We start from the raw sequence: 21,739 nt of genomic DNA, 5'->3' as shown, positions 1-21,739 counted from the left end.
GGGTCTGTGTCACTTTGTTGTAATGGTTCCACAGGATCGTATCCTGCCCGCTCACCTGGTCTTTGATGGTGTTGCCGGTGGCATCGTACAGGTAACGGGAAGCGGCCGTATTGGTATAATGTTTGATGTCGTTGTGGAAGTTGTTGTTGCTCACCACATCCGTTATGTTCTGCAAACGGTTGGTGCTGCCGCCCGGCTGGTAATGGTACTCCAGGCTGTCCATCAGCTGCGACTGCCCGCCCAGCGCATTGCCGCTTCGGTTCAGCCGCTGCAGGTTGCCGTCGGGGTCGTAAGCATAGCTGCTGGCATAGTCGGCGGTATTGTTCAGTTGCCCGTCATAGGGGTTCATATAGGCATAGCCGGCTTTGGTAATGCGGTTCAGCTGGTCGTAGGTATAGCGGGTATTGAGCGCGGGGAAAGGGGTGATGCTGGTCGTCGCGCGGGGTATGTTCCCGTTGTACAGGCTCCGTGCCGGCGCAGCCAGGTGTGTAACGGCGGTGCTGCCTACCGGGCGGTAGTCGCCTTTGAAATAATCCAGGGTCAGCGCGATCACATCGCGGGCATGGATGCTGTTACCGGCGGCGTCGCCGCCCATGTCCTTATCGGGCTGCAGCAGGTCGCCGTTCACGGCTTTCAGCCAGCCTTGTATGGTGTAGGCATAGTCTACACCCTGCACGCGCATATCGCCCAGGCTCATACGGGCCAGCGGGCCATGCTGGTAATACTGGTATTCGGCATCGCGCTTCCAGAGATAGCCGTCGGCGCTGGTCTCCACCTTGGTAATGCGGTTGTCGCCATCGTAGCTGTAGCGCTGGAAATACTGATCGGCAAAGCTCCGGTTATAGCTCAGCATATTCACCTTGCCGCTGATCACATCGTAGTCGTAATCGATGCGCTTGAACTGCTGCTTCTGTACCTTCCAGAAAGGATAATCGCGCGTCAGCGTTTTGACATTGCCGGCAATATCGTAGCTGAAGTGCAGAGCATACTGGTATTTCAGGAAGTTGGCGTCCTGCGGCTCCAGGTTGTCGAAATACTTGATGCAGGACACGCGCTTGCGCAGGTTCTCCTGCCGGCTGAGGCCCGTAGCGGCCGTCATCAGGTTTTGCGCCTCGGTATCGTATTGGGTCAGCACCACTTCCTCCCGGCTCAGCGAGCGCACATAAGCGACCACTTCGTCATGGCTGCGCAGCTGCAATTCCTGTACGATAGCAGGATAAGGTGTGATTACACCGGATATATAGTGCGAGCAAGGCTCGTTAGTAAGGTTGGTCGGCGAAGGATAAGGGTCGAAATGAGGTACGCAAACCATAACTGCCTGGCCGGTCTCCATGATCCTGCCCTGCTTATCGTACAGGGTATAGGTCATTTTGCCCTCCGGCCGCTGGCGGGCATTCTGCGAGAAAATGGCCCTGCCGGCGGCATCGTAGAAATAGTCGGTGCGTCCGCCGTCGGGTGTGGTTTGCGTGACCACCTGGTTCAGGGTATTGTATTTATAGTCCGATGGCTTGTTGTGTGCCGGCAGCACCAGGCCGTTGGATAAACGGGCGCCGTCCACGGCATACAGGGTGGGACCGGCGAGCATATGTACCCCTGCCGGCGGTACGGTACGCATCAGGTTGCCGGCGCGGTCGTAGTAATACAGGGTATAGTTAAAACGCTGGCTGCGGTAGCCCACATTCAGCTTTTCCTGTATGCCTGCGCCCATGATCCAGGCATAGAAATCGGCATTCAGCCGGGTACGGATCGAATCGATATAGATGCGGTATCGTTCCCTGCCCTCAACGATCGCTGCATTCAGCCGCTGCCGCTCGCAGTTGTTGACGGTATCGCCCAGTGGTATCGGCTCGTTAACGGCATGCGCCAGCAGCACGTTGCGCAGCACCTGGTTCCGGGCTACAGTAAAGTCGGTATAGCCGTCGAGCTCCAGGTCCGGTATGGGCGAGCTGTTGCTGTGCAGGGTAACCTTGAAGGAGCGGGAATCGCCTTCGCCGGGGTTAAAGGTAAGGCCGGTTACCGTATAAGCATTGAAGTAATTGGTATCAAGATAAGCCGGTATCCGTACAAAGGCATTGTACAACGTATCGCCTGGGCCGAAGTACCGGTACCAGAAGGCGGTATCGCGGCAACGGTAAGCCATCAGCTGCTGTCCGGCGCCTACGGGTATATTGATCGCAGCGCTGCCGCCGGCAAAGAAAATATTACCGGACAAGTGGTTCTTGACCTGGTTCAGCATATAGCTCAGCACAGGGTAATGCGTACCGTTTGTGGCTGTAGCCGGATCGGCAACATATAAGTGCTCGATACGGCCGGGCTGCGCCGGCTGGCCGTATCGGAGCAGCTTACCGCTGAATAGACCGATCCCGCTGCCCAGGGGCTGCGGCAGGATGGTATCCAGCACATTCGTCACCGGCAGGCCCCGCATGCGGTAGACATAGTTCAGGTAAGACTGCTTCTCCGGCAATTGGTATTCGTTGTTAACTGTCGGGAGCAGGACTTTATACAAGAGGAAAGGAACACCATTTTGATTGAGGTACCGGTTGAGGAAGTCGATATTGAGAGAAGCGTTGGCATAGTTATTCGGCAATGACGTGGTTATCTCGTAAATCTTCACGGACTCATAAGCAGTACCATTCCAACGTTGGGTCGGATTGCTGTATAAGGAGAGGCTGAATCCTCCGGAGGGAAAAGAAATTGTAGTCGGGTTGAATGTGCTGCTGGACGGTATCAGCAGCATACCTATATAATTCGAAGCATGATAGCTGCCCAGCGTACGGTTGACCGAAGAATTCGAAAGAGCGCCGGGATGGGCCGCTGCGTACTGGCTCACGAAGTCCTTGTATTGCCGTAGCAGGTTTCTCGGTATCTGGTTAAAATCGATTCCCACCTCCACGGTACCCGCTACGTGCTTCACCTGGTAGCCCGGGCTTATTGTAACAGGGTTCAGATTATTGACCGCGGTAAGAAAAGCATCGGCATAAGCAACGGAATTAAAATTAAGATATCCGTAAAAACCTCCGTAAACAGGGATCCTCATGCTGTCGGCCAGGGCGCAGCTCTGGATGAAATCCAGGTACTGGTCTTCAGCATAAGCCTTTTTCAGCTTATAGTTCATGAAATTGCGCAGCACCGTTCCGTAATAAGGATGGTCGGCGCCCTTAACCTGGTAAGCCTGGAGCGTGTCATTGAAATCACGGTACAGGTCGTACATCTGGTTGCAGGGCACGCAGCCGGCCAGGGGATTTTCGCCGGTGCTGTTGGTCTTGATCCGGTCGTTCCAGGCGGGCAGGATACATTGGGTCACCGTGCTGCCATTAGTTCTGACAACAGTGGTCGCAAAGGTATACTGGCCGATCAGCCCGTTGGCAAACTGGCTGAAGGGCGAATTGTTGATGCAGCTGACGGTTACGGACAGGCTCTCTCCCGGAGCAGGGCTGAAAGCTGTGCTGCAGGGGCCGCTTTCAGCGGTGCGGAAATAGAGCTTCACACGGTTGGTCCCATTCACGAACTGGAGCGTGTACAAATGCGCCGCCGCACTGTAGGAGGCAGCAAGGATGCAGGATGCAGCGCCGCCCAGGGCCTGGCTGATGCCCAGCTGGAAGCCGTTGCTGGTATTGAGGTTCAGGTTCGTGTTTGTCTCGGGATTGCGTAAAGCATTGAGCACGGCCTGCTGGTTAAGGGTGTTGCTGATATCGGTATAAAAAGCAGCATTGTTACAACGGAAGTTACTTTGCCCCTGCGGGCTGAAGTTCATGTTGTTGTCATAATTCACCAGGTAAGGGTTACAGAGGTCGTTCAGGGCAATACCATTGCTGGTAAGCGCCCAGCGGATCTGTGCAGGGCTATAGAAGCCTTGCTGTACCTGGCCGCTGCTGCACAGCTGCAGCAGGCTGGTCCTTACATTGTTCAGGGCTGCGGGAGCGGCACAGTTCACCAGCTGGTTCATGATCTGGTCCACGGCGCCGGTACAGAGGCTGTTGTTGTAGTTATTGTAGACGGTAATGGCGCTGTCGGACAGCTGGTTGAAGGTATAAGTATGGGTACTGTCGGTAAATGACGCCATGCTGTCGGCATTGGCGATCTGCAGCAGGTGAAAATATTCGGCTGTATTGGAAGAGAAGCCCGGGCCGGCAGCGGTACCGCCCATGCCCATCAGGATACCCGTTCCCACAGCAGGCTGTCCGCCGGCAGCAACACTTTCAGGAAATACCGGCGGCGGAGACAGCCGCATGCGTACCGGGCTGCAGACGCTGCAGTCGCCCATACCGGAGAGCACCGATTTGTACCGCTCCCGGTTGGTGAGGTACAATGAGCGTACCAGGCCGAAGTATTGCTCCTGCACATAAGGGTCGTTCAGGATACCGTTTTGTATCTGCTGGCCGAACATCGTATTGTAGCAATCCGTCATCATAAAGCTATCCTGGCATTGACAATAGGCTTTCAGCAGGGCCAGGGTATCCAGGCTGATCCGGCCATGCAGCGAGAAAGCCAGGGTATCGTAAGGATGAGGATAACGTGCCGGGTCGAGCAGCATCTTGCTGTAGATCGGATCGGCCAGGATCATATCATGCAGGCGGAACAGGCTCAGCTGTCCGGCGATCTTTGCATTGGGAATGCTGGTCATCTTGCCATGGAAAGGGTCTTTCACACAGGCCAGCAGGCTGCAGTATTCCGGGTGGAGCGGCAGCAGGGCTTCCGCGATGCTGTCGTTGAAGATCATAATGAAGGTGTCGACCGGCAGCGATTGCAGGTGCGTATAGGTGCGGCCGAAGCGGGTAACGCTTGACGGCAGCTGTACCAGGCAGGGATCCTGGTAGCGGTAGCGGCAATGCAGGGTATCGGTCCCGTGCAGGATAAAGCCGCCGCCGGCGGTGATGCCCGGTCCGAAGCCGCCCGGACCAAGTATATAGTATCCCGGGGTTTCGGTACCGCCGGGCAGGCGTATAGAATCGCCGTCGATAGCCATGTTCCATTCCAGGGGATTGCTGCCTTTGCCGCAGAGCAGGGTCATCGTGGAGTTGTTGTTGCCGATCACCGTACCCAGGTCGCGGTTGTACACGCCGTATTTCCGCTCTACGTACATGCTGTCCTTATTGGGCCAGAGCTCCTTCATCATCTGGAACTTTTTGCCCTCGCAGGTGCCGCAATCCATATCGGTATAGTTCTCCGGGCAGGGAAATTCTTTGGACAGCACTGCCTGCTTGATGAACCAGGGCTCATCTTTAAGGCAGTTCTTATCCGGGCTCAGGCGGATAAAGCCTTCCACAGCCGCGGCCACATCGTCGCGGTTAATGGTCAGTTCCTTGTGCAGGCTGTGCTTACCGGTCTCCAGGAAAAAGGGAACGATGTCGGAGCTGTCGCTGAGCGCCGTGCCGGAAAAGACAGGGCCGGTAGTGCCCAGGGTGCCGCCGGTATCCACCCGCAGCTTGCCGCATTCATCGAAGATGCTGTAGTCGTAGCGCGCCTTTACCGAAAGGAAAGTACCGTTACAGAAAGTAGGGAATGGCCTGAAGGTATAAATGTATTGCGACTGGTTGTTGCCGGCCACATCGTTGAAGAAGTTCTTATCCAGGATCTTCTTATTACCCGAGATCTGCTGGGCGGTGCCGGCGATATGATCCTCGTAATAAAATGAGGTATCGGGCACATTCCGGTTGGGTTCCAGGGCGTGCAGCGTGGTATCCGGTATGCCGACCATAGAGCTGGTCACCGTTTTCCCCTTATAATCGGTCACATTTAGCGACAGCTGTCCGTTGGGATCGCGCGAGACGGTCTTCCGGTAATAGCCCGACCAGCCGATATCGACACCGAAAAGCCGGTTAAGGTCCGTCTGGTCCGAGTTGACATAATCGTTCTTTACGTTGTGTCCCCGGCCGATCTGCAGGGAATCCCCCGCCCCGCCCTGCTTCTCCACGCGCTCGTCGAAACCGGGGGAATATACCGTTTGTACAAAAGGATAGCCGCCGGCATCGGGCACATATTTCTGGAAGCCGGCCTGGTCGGGATTGGAAGGCGAGTAATACTGGTAAGCGGCGGAGGTGGCAGCCAAAGCCGAAGGGACCTGGTCCTGGTTGCATACCCCCGGGGGTATGCCGTCGAAGTCGCCGGCCTTGTAAGGCAGGCCGGTAGCCTGGTTCAGCGTGAGGTTCAGCTGGTAACGGAAGCTCAGCGAATTGACCGGTGTGGGCAGCAGGCTGATGGAAGGCCTGCCTTCGTAATCATATACCTGCTCTGTGGCGATCAGCTTGCCGGGCATGCTGTTGAAGCGGGTAATGCTTTGCCGGTTCTTCAGCATACCGTCATAATAGCTCATCACATGCTTGTACTTACCCTGCTCCGCAAAAGATACTGTGTACTGCCAGTTGAGGCTGTCGTTCAGGTGCGCCTGGGTGATCTCGAAGCGGTTGGTGGCAGGAACGCTGCTCACGCTGCCCTGCTCGGTCAGGGTCCAGGGTCCGTAAACCGGGTACTGGAAGTAGACAGAGTCGGGCCGTACGGCGCGTACGCGATAGATCAGGTGCCCCTTCTGGTAGATCAGCGGGATCCTGTAGTAATTCGTATCCAGCCATACCCGTGTGCTGTTGTCCCTGAAATTGTACTGGAGGCTGCTGGTGCCTATCGTCGTAATACCGGTGCTGCCGGGCAGCTCCGGATCGACCTTATAGTTGTCCACGTAGGTCCATTCCAGTTCATAATTGACAGGCGTCAGCGGCAGGTCGGCGGCAGGAGGCGAGGTGTTGTCCAGGTTCCATCTTACCGGCAGGTGATCGTTGTCCGGCGGCAATGCGCCTATATTCAGCACGGGCGCCTGGTTGCCGTAAGCATCTTTATAGATACCGCCTACCTTGATCTTCTTATGAAAGGGCTGCACGACTATAGAACCTTCCACATTAAAGTTCAGCAGGTAAAAAGGTCCGTTGGCGCTCAGGTTCATCGCTACCGGCGGAGTATTGGCGCCGGTGATCCGGTACAGCCCGTTCATCACGATCATGACCTTGTGCACGTTGCTGTATTTCGCATATTGAATATCCTGGAATGCAGCCAGGGAATCCGGCTTATAGCTGATGGTCAGTGTATCGGCCTTGGTAAAGGTTACCGCATTGGTATCGGCCATATTGCCATAACCATATACCTGGTAAGCCAGCCGGAAGGTGTAGGGCTCCGATATCTTTACCGGGTAGGCATGGTTGACATAGAACTTCACGAAGGCGTGAACGCTTTTGAATTTCAGGTTGCTGCCCCATGAAGAGCCGGTAGCGACCATCTCATCCCATTTATCCTGGCGCACAACGATCGTATCGCTGAAGCCGTTATGGGCCTTGATCTGTGGGGCTGTTTTGACCACACTGGCTTCCCTTGTGCGGAAATTAAAGGTCTGTGCAGCGGCTGGCGTCGCCAGGCCGTAACAAAGCAGGGCAAGGAGGAGGCATGTGGTCAGCTGCTTGCAGCCGGAAAGAAATGTCTTCATAGTAGCCATGATTTACAGGACTGAGGCAATTTTATATTGAGGGTACCGCGACAGGATCACCTTCCCCTTCTGGATGCTGAAATATTGTTTGGTATCGAATACCGTCTCCGGTACGCCGGCGGTATAATGGCTGCTGACGGTTTCGATCGTGGTACCTTTCGCCCGGTTGTTCGTCGCATCGCCGGGATAGAAGGTGCGCGTCCTGATCGATTCGGGTAGCCGCCTGCTGTGATCATACACGATCACCATTTCTTCTACGCTGTAGCCCGAAGGAAACCCGATGACGAACGTCGTTTGGCTGCCTTTCTTTTTAGCCGAGACCAGCTTGCCGTGGCGTACCAGCACCGAATCCATGAAAACGGCTGCCAGGTTGGCTTTGAAGACCGCTTCCAGCTCGGGCATGGCCTGGCGGTATTTATCCTTATACCGGACCACGTCGAATACGCTCACGGTCTTTTGCCGGTGATCGGCCCTGTAAGCCCATTGGCTGGTAAGCAGCAGTACCTGCTTTTCGGTGGTATAGCACAGCCGCTTGCCCGCGCCGTCCATATACACATGTGTCTCGCTGCGGTCCTTCTGGCCGTTGGGAAAAGTCGCGTTGGTCACGCTCTGGTAGCTGTAGCTTGTCAAGGTTTTCAATTGGTTCACCACCGCCCGGAGATCGCTCATAGTGGCGTCCTGTGCTCCCGCAGGTACCTGCCAGGCGATAAGACCGGCCAGCAGGAGCAGGAGCTGTTGATAGAGGATTCGTGTCATGGATCGGTTACTTTTTAACATTAGCGCTGCGGGATTCCATTACCGTAATGATGCCTTTTTCGGTTTCCTTTTTGGTGCGGACCAGGTTGCCTTCCTGGTCGTATTCGTAGAAGGAGGCGAAGTTGTTCTCGTCGAGTGTGGCCACCAGCTTCTGGTTCACCGGGTGGTAAACGAAAGCCTTCATATTGGCGTCCATAGGCAATATCCTGATGTCGTCAACAAAAATATTGGCCGGTATCGTTACGCTGGCAGTAGGACCGGAAGATGCCGGCGGCGTATGGATCACCATATCTACCTGCTGCCAGCCTTCTATAATGTTGGACCGGGCCTGCATACCGGCCGGAACCACATAGCTGTTGGCGTTGGCAGGAGGAGCAACCGGCCGGAACCAGTAGGACAGCAGGTAGTCCTTGTTGCCCTGCAACGTAAAGGGCCTGTACCTGGGCTGCCCCGGTACCGACAGGTTGTCGCTTACTTTAAAGGTTAAAGTAGTGGTGTTCGTAGTCCGCAGGCAGTATTTACCAGTATGGGCGACTAGATTGTACAGGGCTACGCCGGCACTGCCGGTCAGTCCGAACTTGCCGTAAATATTGCCACTGCTGAGGGCTGCAAGGCTGAATAAGCGCTGGATGGGCGAGCCGCTGATGGTAGCGAAATTGGACATCAGCTGCAGCAGCTGGTAGTCTTCGAAGCCTTCCGACAGGATCTCCGACTGGCGGGCATTCTGGGCCAGCGCTACCGGCAGCTGCTGGTTGTAGCCATACTGCGCCGCGGTAAAGTTGCCGATAGCATCCTTGTTCTCCAGTTCATAGCCCCAGGGGCTCCATTGGGTAACGGAGCGGGCAGTGACCCAGTTCTTATCGCCCGCCGGATGTGGGCTGAAGAAATTATAGTCACTGACATATCCAGCTTGGTAGGCCAGGATCCGGTAGGCATGCACCGGAGTAGCAGAATTACCGGCGTCACAACCACAGGCATAGGCAATACAATAACGTAGTACGGGAATACAATTGTCGGAGTGATCGTTAAAAGACCACAAGGATTGTGCCGAGAACAGGCCGGCTTTGCGGGTTGATGGGCTATCATACGCTCTTGGCTTCAGATAAGCATATTCTTTTGACAAGCGCTTGATCTGCCGGGTTCCGTTCACATAGATATTGAGCGAGTCCCAGCCCCCGGGATTCTGCAGCGAATCGTAGCGGGGCAGAATGGCCGTCAACGTATCGGAATATTCCCTGGCGGAAATGCTGATCAGCTGATCCAGGTTATCTTTCAGGTTATTGTTATTATCAAAAGGAATATCCATGCCGGTATAATTCTGGATGCTTTCCTGCAATTGATTTTTGGCGCCGGAGCGGACCACTTTTACCTTTACGTTTTGCAAGGTACCGTTAGCTGGCCAGGAACTTTTATACCGCGGCTTCACAAACAGGGCCACCTGGCCGCAGCTGCCATAGGAGACAGGAGGGACATTGCCGTAACAGGAATTTGCATAATAATAACCGCTAGGATCCATGTCGATCGTATCGATGATTTGAGACTCGATGGGAATACCCATATTATAACATCCGTTCCTGCATTTAAAAGAGGTCCTGGGCGTAGTATCATTGACGTAAGCACCGGTGACCCAGGCATTGTTATAACCAGGCGTACCATTTAGAGTATAAGTGATCAGCAGCTCATCGCCGATCTTGTAATTAGCCATGGAAGCGTTCGGAATACGGGCCGTATAGTTCTGTATCGGGATGCTGGCGAAGGTTTCTTCAAAACCATTGTTCACATAAGAAGGCCCCATCGATTTATATCCCCAATAAGCAGGATAGGTCACGGAATATTCCTTGTCGTTGAACTCGTTGTTGACCGAGGTAATGAGCGCCTGCCCGGTCACAGGGTCAAAGGCCTCGTTGCGCACGGTAGTCACAGCGCCTTCCTGCGAGCTTTGCACCTCCTTAAGGATACCGTATTGCTGCACTACTTTGGTAGCGACCACCGAGCGGAACTCGTTGCGGAAATTGAAATCCTTGCTGAACCAGAAGGGAAGCGGTACCGGGAATATGCCCACCATAAAGACGTTCAGGTTCAGGTAAAGGCTGTTGGACTCCGTTTTCTCTTTCTTTTCTCTGCTGTCGATGGTAATATCGGCTTCCATGCCTACCAGCTTCGTGGTCTTTTTAAGCTTGCGGCTTACCGGGTCGTAGGCTACCACAGGGACATTGTTTTCGAGGGAACCGCCGTTGGTGAAATAGCTGTACTGCTGGTAGCTGACCAGCTCCGATACACCTGTCGAGGGTTTGATGATCCGGTGCTCGGTGCGTTTGGGCTTGCCATGCATATCGTTGAAGATAAGGGTGTAGCCCTGCGCGCCTTCCAGGAAGACCTTCTGCTCGAAAAGACTGTAGGACCTGTCGGTCCCCATCGGGTCCAGCGGCGTGGCCATCGCCTTGATGGGAAATTCCTTGGCCGTATAAAAGTCGTAAATGTCTACGCCCTGGGAAGAACGGCCTTCGTCCTGGTGGATGCTCTTTACGGTCACCCGGCTGTAGCCCACTATGGGCGAGGGATACAGGCTCTCGCCTACCGGCAGCTCCTGGTATACGCCCACGGGATCGTTGGGCGGCCAGTTGCTGCCCGATTGGGTGATGTAGGGAACGGGCTGGCGGAAAGGATTTTCATCGCTGCCGATCTGCGGCTCATAGCTGGCTACCCCGCTGCTGATGGTGCCGTAGCTGCCCTGGTCCTGCGTGGTGTATTCATAACGCTTGCCGTAAGTGGCCTGCTGGCTGTTGCCGCCGGCCAGCTTGTTCCAGTTGTCGGAAAAGGTCAGCTCTTTTACCCTGGAGCCGCCGCCTTTCTTTTTCAGGCCGGGACTGTTCAGCCGCATAAAGGAGCCACTCAGCCGCACTTCCCGGGCTTTGCCTTCCTCTACCATGCGCTTCACCGGGTTCTTGGTAAAGCTGACCAGCTCGCTGAAAGCATACTGGATGCCGGAAAGCACGTTCGCAATACCGCTGGCATCGGGATCGCTGCCGGGAAAAAGGATGTGCGGCAGGTAATAACGGGCAAAGTTGATCGCGGTATAGGTCACATGATTGAGCGAGGCGCCGCCGCCGGTAATAGATACCGGTTTGGTCTTGATATAGCCGTGAATGCCGTCGCCGCAGTCGCCGACCTCCTCCACATCAGCATAGCCCTTTACCGGTTCATAAGCATTATCAACGAGGCGCGTATTGAAATTATAATAAAGAATATCCTGTCCTTTCAGGTAAATTTCCTTCAGGCTCATGCCGGGGGTTTCATCTGCCGGCCTGCGGTTGAAATAGAAGTACCGGTTAGGGGCGTTCTTGTCCAGGTAAAGCTGGTTGCCGCCGGAAAAAGAAGCGGAGCCGCCGACGCCTTGTAAGGCGAACATTTCCATCGCCACCTTATCCTGCACATAGGCATAGTCGTCCGATTCGTACTGGATATTGATATTCCCCCCTGAAGGCAGCGTGATCTTTTCCAGGGCCCAGGCGGTTGCATAGTTATCGGTCTCCGCACCCTGCTTCACAAAGGGGAAATCGGCATTGGACAGGTTGGGATCGTTGGGCTTATAGTTACCCCAGCGGTCTTTGCCCGCGGCATTGTAATTGGGATTGAAGCCGTATGCAAAGCGATAGGGGCTGATCATGCTCCGGTCCGAGCGGCCGTAACGCACCGAGATCTGCGTCAATGTCAGCTTGCCGGTCTTATCCGGGTCGGAAAGGGCATTGTTGATCACGTTGATGTTGTTGGCCACCATTTTGCACAAGGAATAGTTATAGCTGAAAATGATGGTCTTTACCGGTACGGCCGCAGCTCCGTTAATGAAACGGTCGTGCTTGTTGTAGAGACATATGGAATCCAGCTTATAGGAAAGGTCCGCATTGGGATTGCTGCCGCGGGCATCCAGCCGGTCCGAAACATAGAACTCCGCTACAAAGTTTTTGGTTTCGATGCTGTGCAGCATCCATTGCTCCCGGGTGCCCTTGAGAACGCTGGCCTTATCATCCCTTGTGTCTGAACGGAAGCCGGGATCGTGCTGCGCTGTATTCTGACCATAAGGCGCTTTCCAGCCATAGGAGGGATTTTTCAGGGAATAGTTGAATTTGGTAAAGGAGCCGAAGTCGTCGTCGGTAGGACCGTCGCCCTTAATGTCTACATAGTCGGTCGACAATACCGAAGTCAGCAGGTAGCTGTGTGCATAGGCCGGTGTACGGGTTTCGCTGAAGAAGTTGTCGCGTCCCTTTCCATTGCCGGGAGAAGCATCGGTATTATCATAGCTGATCAGGCCGTTGACCTTATCTGATGAAGGCGGATCGACGGCAAAAGTGGCCTCGCTCTGGCTGGTATTCATGGCCGGTAGCCCGTAGATATAGCGTCGGCCGTCGGTCTGGGTTTGTACGATCTCTGAAATATGATGCCCTTTGCGTACTGTGCCATCATTGCGGCTGATCTGGTTGGGCGCCGTATAGCCACCGGCAAAGCCGTTGGTGGGATAGCTGTACAGCTTGGTGCTCGTGGCCACACCGTTGTAATTGGCGGCCTCATCAGCTGTAAAATAAGAAATCAGGTTAGCCCTGGGATCGCGCATGGTCTCCGAGCCGGGCTTTTTCAGCGGGATAGCCGCGGTTTGCGTGCCCGGCATGGGATTCACACCTTGTATCGCATCGAATAGTCCTGTATTGACCGCCGTCGCTTCTCCCGCCTGCTTGAAATAAGCATTCTCATAGATGCTGCCGGCCTGTTTGCCGGAGAAGGGCCGCTTGTAGGCATCCCAGGGGCCGGAAGTGATCTCGGTATTGGTGGTCGTAATATCGGTACCGATCTCAAACAGGTTGCCGATACCGACCTCGACCTGGACACCTGTTTCATTGGCGCCGCTCGATACCGCAGGATCGTATACACTACCGAAGTCGTTGCGGAAAGGCCGGAAAGAGCCGCCCGTACCCTGCCCGCTGACCGAATAGATATCGTAGGTCATATTCCCGGCGGGCAGGTACTTCATGGTCTCGTTGAACATACCGTCGCGGTCGCGGGTGAAATCAAGGATGGCCGCGTCGTCTGCATTCTGAGCGTACAGGTAACCGTAGCCTTTCCGGCTGCCGTCCTTATCATACTTCAGCGTGCTCACCATGCCATATACGGAAGCGTGCGGGTAGACACCCCATATTTCCCCGCCCAGCTTGATCTGTCCGCGGTACATCTTCATTTCGGTACTGTTGGTGATCACCGGTATCATGTTTCGTACTCCGATGGGCACGGTAGCGCCCATACCCCTGCCGATACCGGCGCCTTTGTAGGTAACGGAAGCGCTGAAGCCAAAGGTCCGGTCCTTCAACCCGGAGCGGGTATTGTAGCCCTGGCCCATATTAAAGCCTACGCCCACCGCCACATCGGAGCTGACGATCTGGGATGAGCTGAACTGTACACCGGCGTTGTAATCGATATCGGCCCCGTTTTGCGAGCCCACACCCATATTGACGCCCGCAGAGAGGCAGCCCATAATGTTGACACCGGCGCCGGCCGATATATCGGCGCTTACGCCGCGGTAGTTGCTGACGTTAACGCTGAGATCCAGGTTCAGCCCCAATCCCACAAGATCGGCGATGTAAGGAAACTCGGCGCCTACGCCCAGGCCTACCCGTATATTCTTCTCCGGCTTTATATTAAGGGATTTGCCGATCTGCTCGCCATTGAAATCGTCGGGCATGCCGCGTACGGTACGGTTCACCACACCCGGGTTGATGTTCCAGCCCAGGCCTACCCAGCTGGCTTCCTGTTCCATATCGCCGCCACTGTGGTAAGAGATGTTTACGGGATAACCTTCCACATCGAGCAAGGGAATATTGTACACAAAGTCGCCGGTAAACATGTCCACCATATCAGTGGTCCCTACGGGTTCGAAGCTCTGCACCTCCGGCTGGCTGGGCCCCGAGGTCAGGGCCGAAGATACCGCCGGGAAGACCAGCTGCAGGGTCAGCGTGCACAGCATGATCCTCGCTGTGGCTTTGATGATTCGTTTATTGTACAACATCCTTGCTAAGGTTTACTTCGTTATTATTTTTCATTCAATTCAGGAATGGATTCTAGGTCTTCCTTACTGATCACGGTTTTGATAATGCCGTTCCGGAATACCCTGTCGTAAAAGGAGAAGCACAGCGACCGGTCCGGCTTTTTAACGCCCTCCGGGAGCTTAAACCCGACGATCATGGTCTCATGCGCTGCCAGGTTCTGGTTGTTCTCAAACCAGTAGCTGTTTACATAAAGGGTATCGTTGCCATACAGCAGGTAAATATCCCTGGGTGCTTCGTCGAGGTAATAATGCTGCCTTGCCGTATACTCATCCAGGCTGCTCACCTGGTAGCGGAGCGGGCTCTGGTTGAAGCCGGGCACACTGATGGCGATATTGAACCAGAGCATGCCTTCCAGCTGGCCGCGTCTTTTTTCCGCTTCAGCCGGGTCGGGCGCTTCTTTGCTGAGGATATAAGCTGCAGGCTTGTATTGCACCACGTATTGCGCATTGCCGGCCACGACCGTTTTACGAAGCCCATGCTCGGGATCTTCGGCATAGCGGACAGGATCTTTTTCCTGCCGGCAGGCTGTAAGCAGCAAAGGCAGCAGCAACAGGCTAATTCCCTTCTTCATATTTTTTGTTGACAAAGTCTGTGAGCGCTTGTGTCTGGTCATAGTAATCATCGTTATACAATACGCTGCCCATCCCGTTGGCCCCGATAATAAGCCGGTATCCTTTTGCCTTTCCATATTCATCGATCAGGGTATTCAGGCGCTTCCATACCTGCTCGTTGATGCTCTGGTTGCTCTGCTGGTATTCCTGCTCCAGGCCTGCCTGGGCCTGGCTGAAAGTCCTGTACAGGGTTTCCAGCTCCGCCTTCGGAACATCTTTCATCTGGCTTTTGGCAGTCAGCTCTTTCTTCAGGCTGTCGGCGACATGCGCGACATATTCCAGGCGGCCGGCCGACCGCGCCTCGAGCTCCTTCTTCATCTTGTAATTGTTGAACAGCTTGATGGCGTCGACCACCGCGATTTTCTTTTGTTTGCGCTCGCCGATCCACAGCACCGCCGCTGCAGTGATGAGGCAGGCGATCACGGTGAACAGCATTTGTCTGGTTCCTGGTTTGATCATGTTCAGGTCGGTTCTATTTTAAGAGTTCGGGATTGGCGTATTTAAACAGGATGCGGTAGGTGCGGCCTGTTTCGGAAAGAATCAGCAAAGTATAGGGCTGCAGGTGCTTCAACGGCTGCTCTTCTTTAAAATCCAGGATAAACCGGTTGTCGCCATATACGGCTTTAAGGCTGGGGAATGCTTTCAGCCTGATCTCGCTGCCGCCTTTATCGATAAGCTTCAGCGACAGGGAATCGGTCTTAAGGTCATCAAGATCATACTTCAGCTTCAGCAGGCCCGGCGCATAGAGGTCGTAATAGCCCTGCTCACGCCTGATGTCTACGAAAGACGGATCCCTGGGAATCGCCTTGTACAGGCTGTCTTCGATAATGGTAAATTTCCAGGGCTCGGCGCCGCCGAGCAGGATGCCCTTGTAATAAGCATCTACCGTCCAGGCATAAGGCTGGTTCTTTTGCAGCGGCTTGGCGTACACAGGGTAGATCGCGCTCATCTGCATCAGGTTGCGTTCGTCGTAAATGGGGTTGTTGCGGGTAATGGCAGCTATCGTGTTCTGCCCCTGCTTTATTTCCGCGACCCTGATCCGGTAGGTCAGCGCTGCGGCAAAGGGATGGTTGACCGACCAGCTGAGCATAGGATTGTATTCATAGATCTTCGCATCGTTCTCCGGGTCGATCAGGTTGATGAGAAAGATGTCCTCCGATTTATGATACACGCATTCATCGATTACCGGGCCGGGTATGTTCTCGTTCATATTGTAATCCGGCTTTACCGAAACACAGTATTCATAAATGCCCTGGGGAAGCTTCCTGTACTGCTCGAAGAGCTCCCTCAAGGCCTGCGAGGAGTATTCGAACTGCGGGCGGACGGCATTTGCCGGTATCATATTGACACCGGGCAGCAGGTCGCACTCAAAACGGTAACCGATGCGCATATCCGACTTGCGGAACTGTATCGTGCCTTTGATAAGCGCGTGGCAGCGCTGCTGCCTTGTCGATTGTACCTGGAAGCTGAGCAGGTTGTCGGGTGTCAGCTCAATACCGTCGACAGGGGCCATATTGACGATGATGTCCTGTGCATAGCCGTTCAGGCCAAATAAGGCCAGGAAACCCGCCAGGAGAAAGCGCATATATTTTTTCATCTTGCTGCTTTTATATCCTTTATAAGATCAGTAATCAAATAATTTCACCTTGAACCGCCAGGCCAGCTCAATGCCGCCGGAATACAAGGCCTTCCAACCCGCCAGCTCGTCGAGCCGGTAATTGCTGTAGCGGAAGTTGGCCCGGATCATAACCGGCAGCCATTTGAGCGTATAGCTGCTGCCTAAGAATACACCATACCGGTTAAGTCCAGTGCTGCCTGTAGCGATATCCCCGCCGCCCGAAACCGTTAATGCGCCGAACAAGGTGCCTGCGGCGCTGCCATTCAGGAAACGGCTTTGATTAAAGGCCGGGTAAGCGGTAACGATATAATCGGTTTGAATATCGGTGCTGCCGATGCCCAGCGACAGCATAGTGGTATTGCGGGTATAGATCGTATTGAGCTGGACCAGGGTGCTGCCGTAATGCACGGTATCCATGGTGCTGGTATTTTTGTTGTAGAGCAGGTTAAAGCGCAGTGCTTTGTTCCTTTTTTTGATCTGGTAGCTCAGCTTTCCGGTCCATACCGCCCCGAGCAAAGGCTTTTGCGCGATGCTCAGCGTATCGTTATAGCTCCTGAAAGTGGAGAAGGGTTTGTAGGAAAGCGCCAGGGAAGGAAACCGTTTGGAATGCGTGGCGACATCGAAGCCCCAGCGGGCATTGTTGCCCTTGCTGTTGAAGTTATTTTGGATAAGATAGTTGTATTCCACACCCAGCGTAAGAAAGGAGCGCAAGAAATCCCCTTTCGCCGCTACCCGGAACCGTTCCGTACCCGAAAGGATCACCGCGAGCGTGTTGTTCTCAAAGGCCTTACCGGCATATTCGTAAGCAGCCTCCATTTCGATACCGGTAGCGGGAATATTGCCTGCGAGCTTGAGGTTGTATGCCGAATGATCGCGGAAGGAGCCTTTCGCGCGGGCTTCTGCTGATTGTTCCGGTTTTATCGAGGTCGCATATTCACCGCTGGCATCAACATAACGGGAAATGCTGCCGCTATAGGTGGCCGAAAGGATGTGTACGGGATTCCGGAAGCTGGGCAGCGATACCGAAGCATCTTTGAAGAAATGATCATCTTCAAGCAGCTTCCTTCCCGGCGAATAACCATAGTAAACAAAGCCAAGACTCTGCCTGAGCACCGGTTTCATCTTTATCCTGCCGCCGTAGGCTTTATAAGCTTCCACATTACCGGTCCTGTCGATATATTCTGTTTTGCCATAGCTGGCGCCGATCTCGGCAAAGCCGATGTCATAGCCGATATCTGCCCCCTTAAGCATCTGCCCCGATAAGGTATAGTCCGAAACATATTTTGGGAACATACCGGCGTCGAAATTGGTGAGCCCGGTAATCAGGCTTTTGGTCTTGCTTTCTGGCAGTATGCCGGATGCTCTTTTCGCAATATCCTTGTAGGAAGCGCCATCCAGGTTCTTAAGGTCTTTAAGCTGGCTGTAGGCCAGGAGCGAATCATAATGCATCGTATTGCGGTACTGCTCCAGCAGTCCCTGGTACTTTTTGATCTTCCGCTCCAGCTCCAGCACGCGGTTGTATTGTTCCAGCGCATGTGTGTACTCGCTTTCTGCTTTCTCCCGTAAAGCCTGGGCCTCCCCGGCCTTATCTTTCAGCGTTCCTGCAGCTCCGGTTCCCTTCACGCGTTGCATCAGCGAATCCCTTACCTTGTCCTTGCCTTGTTCTGCCTTACGGAGCACAGCATCCTTCAGCTGTTCTTCGCTTATCGAAGACAGATCCATGCCCGATAGATCGGCCTTCTGCTTCAGGCCGGCCAGCGCCTGTTCCTTCTGACCCTGGAGCTGCTGCAGGAACTGACCGTAGATCATATCATAGCTGCCTCCCTGGCTCAGCGTCTGCTCGTAGCGTTTGTTGTAGCTGCCTACCAGCTTCAGCAATTGCTCCTTTGCTTTCTCGGCGTCATACCGGAAATGGACATAGCTGGCCTTGGCCTGCCGATGCTTGTCCTGGGTGGTATAATAGCCCGATACGCTGACGGGAATATCGAATAGCGGAAATTCCAGCGTGCCCCTGGCTTCATAAAAATTATTGTCCTGCCTGGAGAAGGGCTCCTGATCATTGCTGAAATTAGCCGATACCGCAAGCTCCGCCTTAAGCTCTTTGTTCTCCTGGCTGTTCTTCTTCAGCTCCTTGAACTGCGAGACCAGCGAGGTATAGTTACCGAACGTGTTGCCGGTAAGCGAGCCGATATTGCCTTGGATTGCGTCCCGTTCCCTGTTTAAGGCGTCGCGCAGGCCTGCATTGCTTTCCAGCTCGTAGCGCCCCATATACCAATCGTCGGCATAGAGGTCAATGACTTCCTTATTTTCCTTCCTGGAAAAGACCGGCTGCAATCCCCTTTTCCTGAAATGGCGTTGCAGCCGGAACTGCGAGCGCTCTATCGCGGCGGCTACTTTCGTTACCGCAGCAGGTTGCTGCAATGAGGGAAAAAGGCTGGCGCCTGCCGGATCCAACACCTCGCCGATCTCTTTGCGGGCAGCAGAAAGTACCGGCAGCAACGTATCCTGCTCATGAAGAAATTGTTGCTGGTAAACCTTATCATCCGACCGGATCGTTAAGAACAGCCGGTAGCTTCCCGGCGGTATCAAGCCTGTCTTCCTGATCACTGCTGCAAACGCAGGCCGGACCTCGTAATGACCCCGGGCTTCCTGGAAGGCAAGGATAATGCGGGAAAGCCCTTTCTTCAGCTTCTGCTCCGATTGATGCTGGTACACTTTTGCACTATCCGTGCCGGTATAACGATAGCAGGCGATCTGCAGCAAGGCCTCCTGTTCTTTACCGGCAGTTACAAAAACATCCTGGAAAAATTTCCTGTCCTCAGACCTCAGGAAATCGGTATGCGCCGATTGGACCTGTGCTCTTACGCTATCGTAATGAAGCAGCAACAGTGCCAGAACCAGGATACAGTACCTATATTTCATGAATAAAAGGATATCAAATCGTTAATCAAATACAAACATTATTGCAAGTACAAGATAATTAACAAAAAAAGGAACATGAATTATGTTTTCTTCTTTTTGTTTATTACTAAATAGTTATGAATTTTTGAATATTATTTTATGCTTTAAAAGAAGAAAAATTGCTAATGATTTGTGAAACAAAAGTAGAAATTTTCTCATCACTACAAAATTATTTCTAAATAATCTTTTTTATAATGTGTATATACTTAGCCGTGTTTTGCTATCTGTAAAGCCGTTATTTTTGCTGACCATGCTATTGCCTTCTTATATAGATATTCATACCCACCAGGAAGATACCGGACCCGATACATTTGCCTTAAAGAACCGTTACGATCGCTTTGAGCTGATTGCTGATGGCCAATATTACAGCCTTGGCCTGCATCCCTGGTACCTGCACGACCTGGCGACGCAGATGGACCTGCTGGAGCGCTATGCAGCCGATAGTAAGGTGCTGGCGATAGGCGAATGCGGCCTCGATAAAGTGTGCCCCACCCCGTGGCCGCTGCAGGAAAAGGCATTCCGGCTGCAGAGCGCGCTGGCAGAGCGTTTGAACAAGCCGCTGATCATCCATTGCGTGCGGGCTTATACCGAGGTTATGGCTTTGCTCAAAGGGGTACGGGTCCCGGTTATCCTGCACGGGTTTCAAAAGAAACCGGAGCTGGCGGCGGCTTTGCTGCAGCAGGGATATTACTTGTCCTTTGGTAAAGCTTTGCTGGAAAATAAGGTGCAGGCGGCTTCCAGCCTGGCGACCATGCCTCCGGACCGTTTCTTCCTGGAAACAGATGATATGGATCTCCCGGTGGAAAAGATCTATGGAGCTGCTGTCCGGATTCGGAAAACTGGCGCCGATGCGCTTATTTTGCAGCTCCAAAAAAATTTCAAAACAGTTTTTGCATTATGATGAAGGATACCGCCTGGCTGTCGCGTACAGAACTGCTGATCGGTAAAGAAGCGCTCGGGCGGTTGGCCCGAAGCCGCGTGCTGGTCGTGGGCATGGGTGGCGTAGGCTCTTTTGCCGCCGAGTTTCTCTGTCGTGGCGGCATTGGTCGTATGACTATTGTAGACGGCGATATCGTTGATCCCAGTAACCGCAACCGGCAGCTGCCGGCCCTGGCCACCACGCATGGCCAAAGCAAAGCGGAGCTGATGGCCGAAAGGCTGAAGGCGATCAATCCCGAGCTGGAGCTTGAAGTGATCAAAGAATTCGTCCGGCCGCAGGCAGTGGAACAGATCCTGGCCGAACCTTACAATTATGTAGTCGATGCGATCGATAGCATTTCTCCAAAGCTTAAGTTTATGAAAGCGGCCTATTACAAAGGCTATCCGCTCATCAGCTCGATGGGCGCCGGCGGCAAGCTGGACCCCACCCGGCTCCAGGTAGTCGATATTTCCGGTACTTATATGTGTCCTTTCGCGCAGCATCTGCGCAAAATGCTGCGCCGCGATGGTATCCGCAACGGTATAAAGGTGGTCTTTTCGCCGGAAGCGCCGGTAAAGGAATCGCTGATGATGACCGATGGGTCCAATTTCAAAAAGTCGGCCTATGGTACCATGTCCTACCTGCCGGCTGTATTCGGCGCTACAGCTGCTTCGGTGGTGATCCGCGATCTGATCAGCGCTGACCGGTAAGGGGCGGGTCTTTATCCAGCAATAGCCTGAAGCCTTCCAATTGGCGCCTGTGCCGCAGCAGGTGCACGATCGCGTGCTCCATCATTTGCTCGATATCATAGGTCTGCTGCCAGGTCGTTTTGATCTTCCTGGCTTCATCCGGCTCTTCCAATGCTGTATCGGGCACTTGTTCCAATACCTTGAAGGTAAAGGAGAAGGCCTGGTCCAGGTCTTCGAAGTAAGCAGCCCTGCTGTCCCTCAGCGCCGGCTGCGGCCGTTGCAGCGCCATACCCCGGTGGTTGCCGATATAGACGGCATAGCTGTAGGCGCTGCTCACGACATGCGTCAGCACGGTTTGAACCGAGCGGCACCGTTCATCCGTCGTCAGGGGGTCTACGATCACAGGCAGCTCCCTTTCTTCAAAAAGCCCGACACATTGCTTAAGGTCGCGTAGCGCCCGTTCATATTCATCCAGTAAGGCGCCGGTTGCGCCGTGTCTCCGGTTGGGGTCCATTATGGTATCTTGGGTACAGCGGCAAGTTCGGAAAAAATAAAACAGGCATACCCGCCGTTTATACCGGTAAACGAGGTCTTTATCAAAAGATATAGTACGGAATTCTTTTCG

At 53.9% G+C, this 21,739-nt stretch carries 10 protein-coding genes; 2 read left to right on the top strand and 8 right to left on the bottom strand.

Annotated elements, in window-relative coordinates; genetic code table 11:
• From DZC79_RS20065 to DZC79_RS20035, 7 genes are all read right to left on the bottom strand, one after another.
• The coding region (locus DZC79_RS20065; RefSeq protein WP_157977300.1) for an RHS repeat domain-containing protein at positions 1 to 7,468 on the bottom strand (7,468 nt) is incomplete at its 3' end.
• A 12-nt stretch (positions 7,469 to 7,480) separates the two neighbouring features.
• Complete coding sequence (locus DZC79_RS20060; protein WP_157977299.1) at positions 7,481 to 8,224, bottom strand: hypothetical protein; 744 nt, start codon at positions 8,222 to 8,224, stop codon at positions 7,481 to 7,483.
• A 7-nt stretch (positions 8,225 to 8,231) separates the two neighbouring features.
• Positions 8,232 to 14,276 (bottom strand): hypothetical protein, encoded by a 6,045-nt coding sequence (locus DZC79_RS20055; protein WP_118953408.1) that lies wholly within the window; start codon positions 14,274 to 14,276, stop codon positions 8,232 to 8,234.
• Between the two features lie 23 nt (positions 14,277 to 14,299).
• Complete coding sequence (locus tag DZC79_RS20050; RefSeq protein WP_118953407.1) at positions 14,300 to 14,887, bottom strand: hypothetical protein; 588 nt, start codon at positions 14,885 to 14,887, stop codon at positions 14,300 to 14,302.
• Positions 14,871 to 15,386: an OmpH family outer membrane protein gene (locus DZC79_RS20045; RefSeq protein WP_118953406.1), complete on the bottom strand. Its 516-nt coding sequence runs from the start codon at positions 15,384 to 15,386 to the stop codon at positions 14,871 to 14,873. Before DZC79_RS20045 ends, DZC79_RS20050 begins: the two co-directional genes overlap by 17 nt.
• Positions 15,387 to 15,399: 13 nt before the next feature.
• Complete coding sequence (locus DZC79_RS20040) at positions 15,400 to 16,524, bottom strand: hypothetical protein (RefSeq protein WP_118953405.1); 1,125 nt, start codon at positions 16,522 to 16,524, stop codon at positions 15,400 to 15,402.
• A 27-nt stretch (positions 16,525 to 16,551) separates the two neighbouring features.
• Positions 16,552 to 19,467 (bottom strand): hypothetical protein, encoded by a 2,916-nt coding sequence (locus tag DZC79_RS20035; RefSeq protein WP_118953404.1) that lies wholly within the window; start codon positions 19,465 to 19,467, stop codon positions 16,552 to 16,554.
• 289 nt (positions 19,468 to 19,756) lie between these two features.
• Between DZC79_RS20035 and DZC79_RS20030 the strand changes: the two genes are divergently transcribed.
• On the top strand, positions 19,757 to 20,407 hold the full coding sequence (locus tag DZC79_RS20030) for a TatD family hydrolase (RefSeq protein ID WP_198666968.1): 651 nt from the start codon (positions 19,757 to 19,759) through the stop codon (positions 20,405 to 20,407).
• Positions 20,404 to 21,135: a tRNA threonylcarbamoyladenosine dehydratase gene (locus DZC79_RS20025; RefSeq protein WP_198666967.1), complete on the top strand. Its 732-nt coding sequence runs from the start codon at positions 20,404 to 20,406 to the stop codon at positions 21,133 to 21,135. The genes DZC79_RS20030 and DZC79_RS20025 overlap by 4 nt, the downstream gene beginning before the upstream one ends.
• On the opposite strand, the gene DZC79_RS20020 is transcribed toward DZC79_RS20025, so the two are convergent.
• Complete coding sequence (locus tag DZC79_RS20020; RefSeq protein WP_118953402.1) at positions 21,119 to 21,628, bottom strand: DinB family protein; 510 nt, start codon at positions 21,626 to 21,628, stop codon at positions 21,119 to 21,121. The two genes, DZC79_RS20025 and DZC79_RS20020, sit on opposite strands and share 17 nt — an antisense overlap.
• Between the last annotated feature and the right edge of the window lie 111 nt (positions 21,629 to 21,739).

It is taken from the genome of Taibaiella helva (genome assembly GCF_003545695.1).
Taxonomy (GTDB): Bacteria; Bacteroidota; Bacteroidia; order Chitinophagales; family Chitinophagaceae; genus Taibaiella; species Taibaiella helva.
Note: the sequence above shows the minus strand (reverse complement) of the source record. Positions and strands in the feature narration are given on the sequence as shown.

Bases quoted from the DNA above. Each gene is read 5' to 3' on its own strand.
- DZC79_RS20060 (WP_157977299.1), bottom strand. From the start codon at position 8,224: ATGACACGAATCCTCTATCAACAGCTCCTGCTCCTGCTGGCCGGTCTT.
- DZC79_RS20055 (WP_118953408.1), bottom strand. From the start codon at position 14,276: ATGTTGTACAATAAACGAATCATCAAAGCCACAGCGAGGATCATGCTG.
- DZC79_RS20050 (WP_118953407.1), bottom strand. From the start codon at position 14,887: ATGAAGAAGGGAATTAGCCTGTTGCTGCTGCCTTTGCTGCTTACAGCC.
- DZC79_RS20045 (WP_118953406.1), bottom strand. From the start codon at position 15,386: ATGATCAAACCAGGAACCAGACAAATGCTGTTCACCGTGATCGCCTGC.
- DZC79_RS20040 (WP_118953405.1), bottom strand. From the start codon at position 16,524: ATGAAAAAATATATGCGCTTTCTCCTGGCGGGTTTCCTGGCCTTATTT.
- DZC79_RS20035 (WP_118953404.1), bottom strand. From the start codon at position 19,467: ATGAAATATAGGTACTGTATCCTGGTTCTGGCACTGTTGCTGCTTCAT.
- DZC79_RS20030 (WP_198666968.1), top strand. From the start codon at position 19,757: ATGCTATTGCCTTCTTATATAGATATTCATACCCACCAGGAAGATACC.
- DZC79_RS20025 (WP_198666967.1), top strand. From the start codon at position 20,404: ATGATGAAGGATACCGCCTGGCTGTCGCGTACAGAACTGCTGATCGGT.
- DZC79_RS20020 (WP_118953402.1), bottom strand. From the start codon at position 21,628: ATGGACCCCAACCGGAGACACGGCGCAACCGGCGCCTTACTGGATGAA.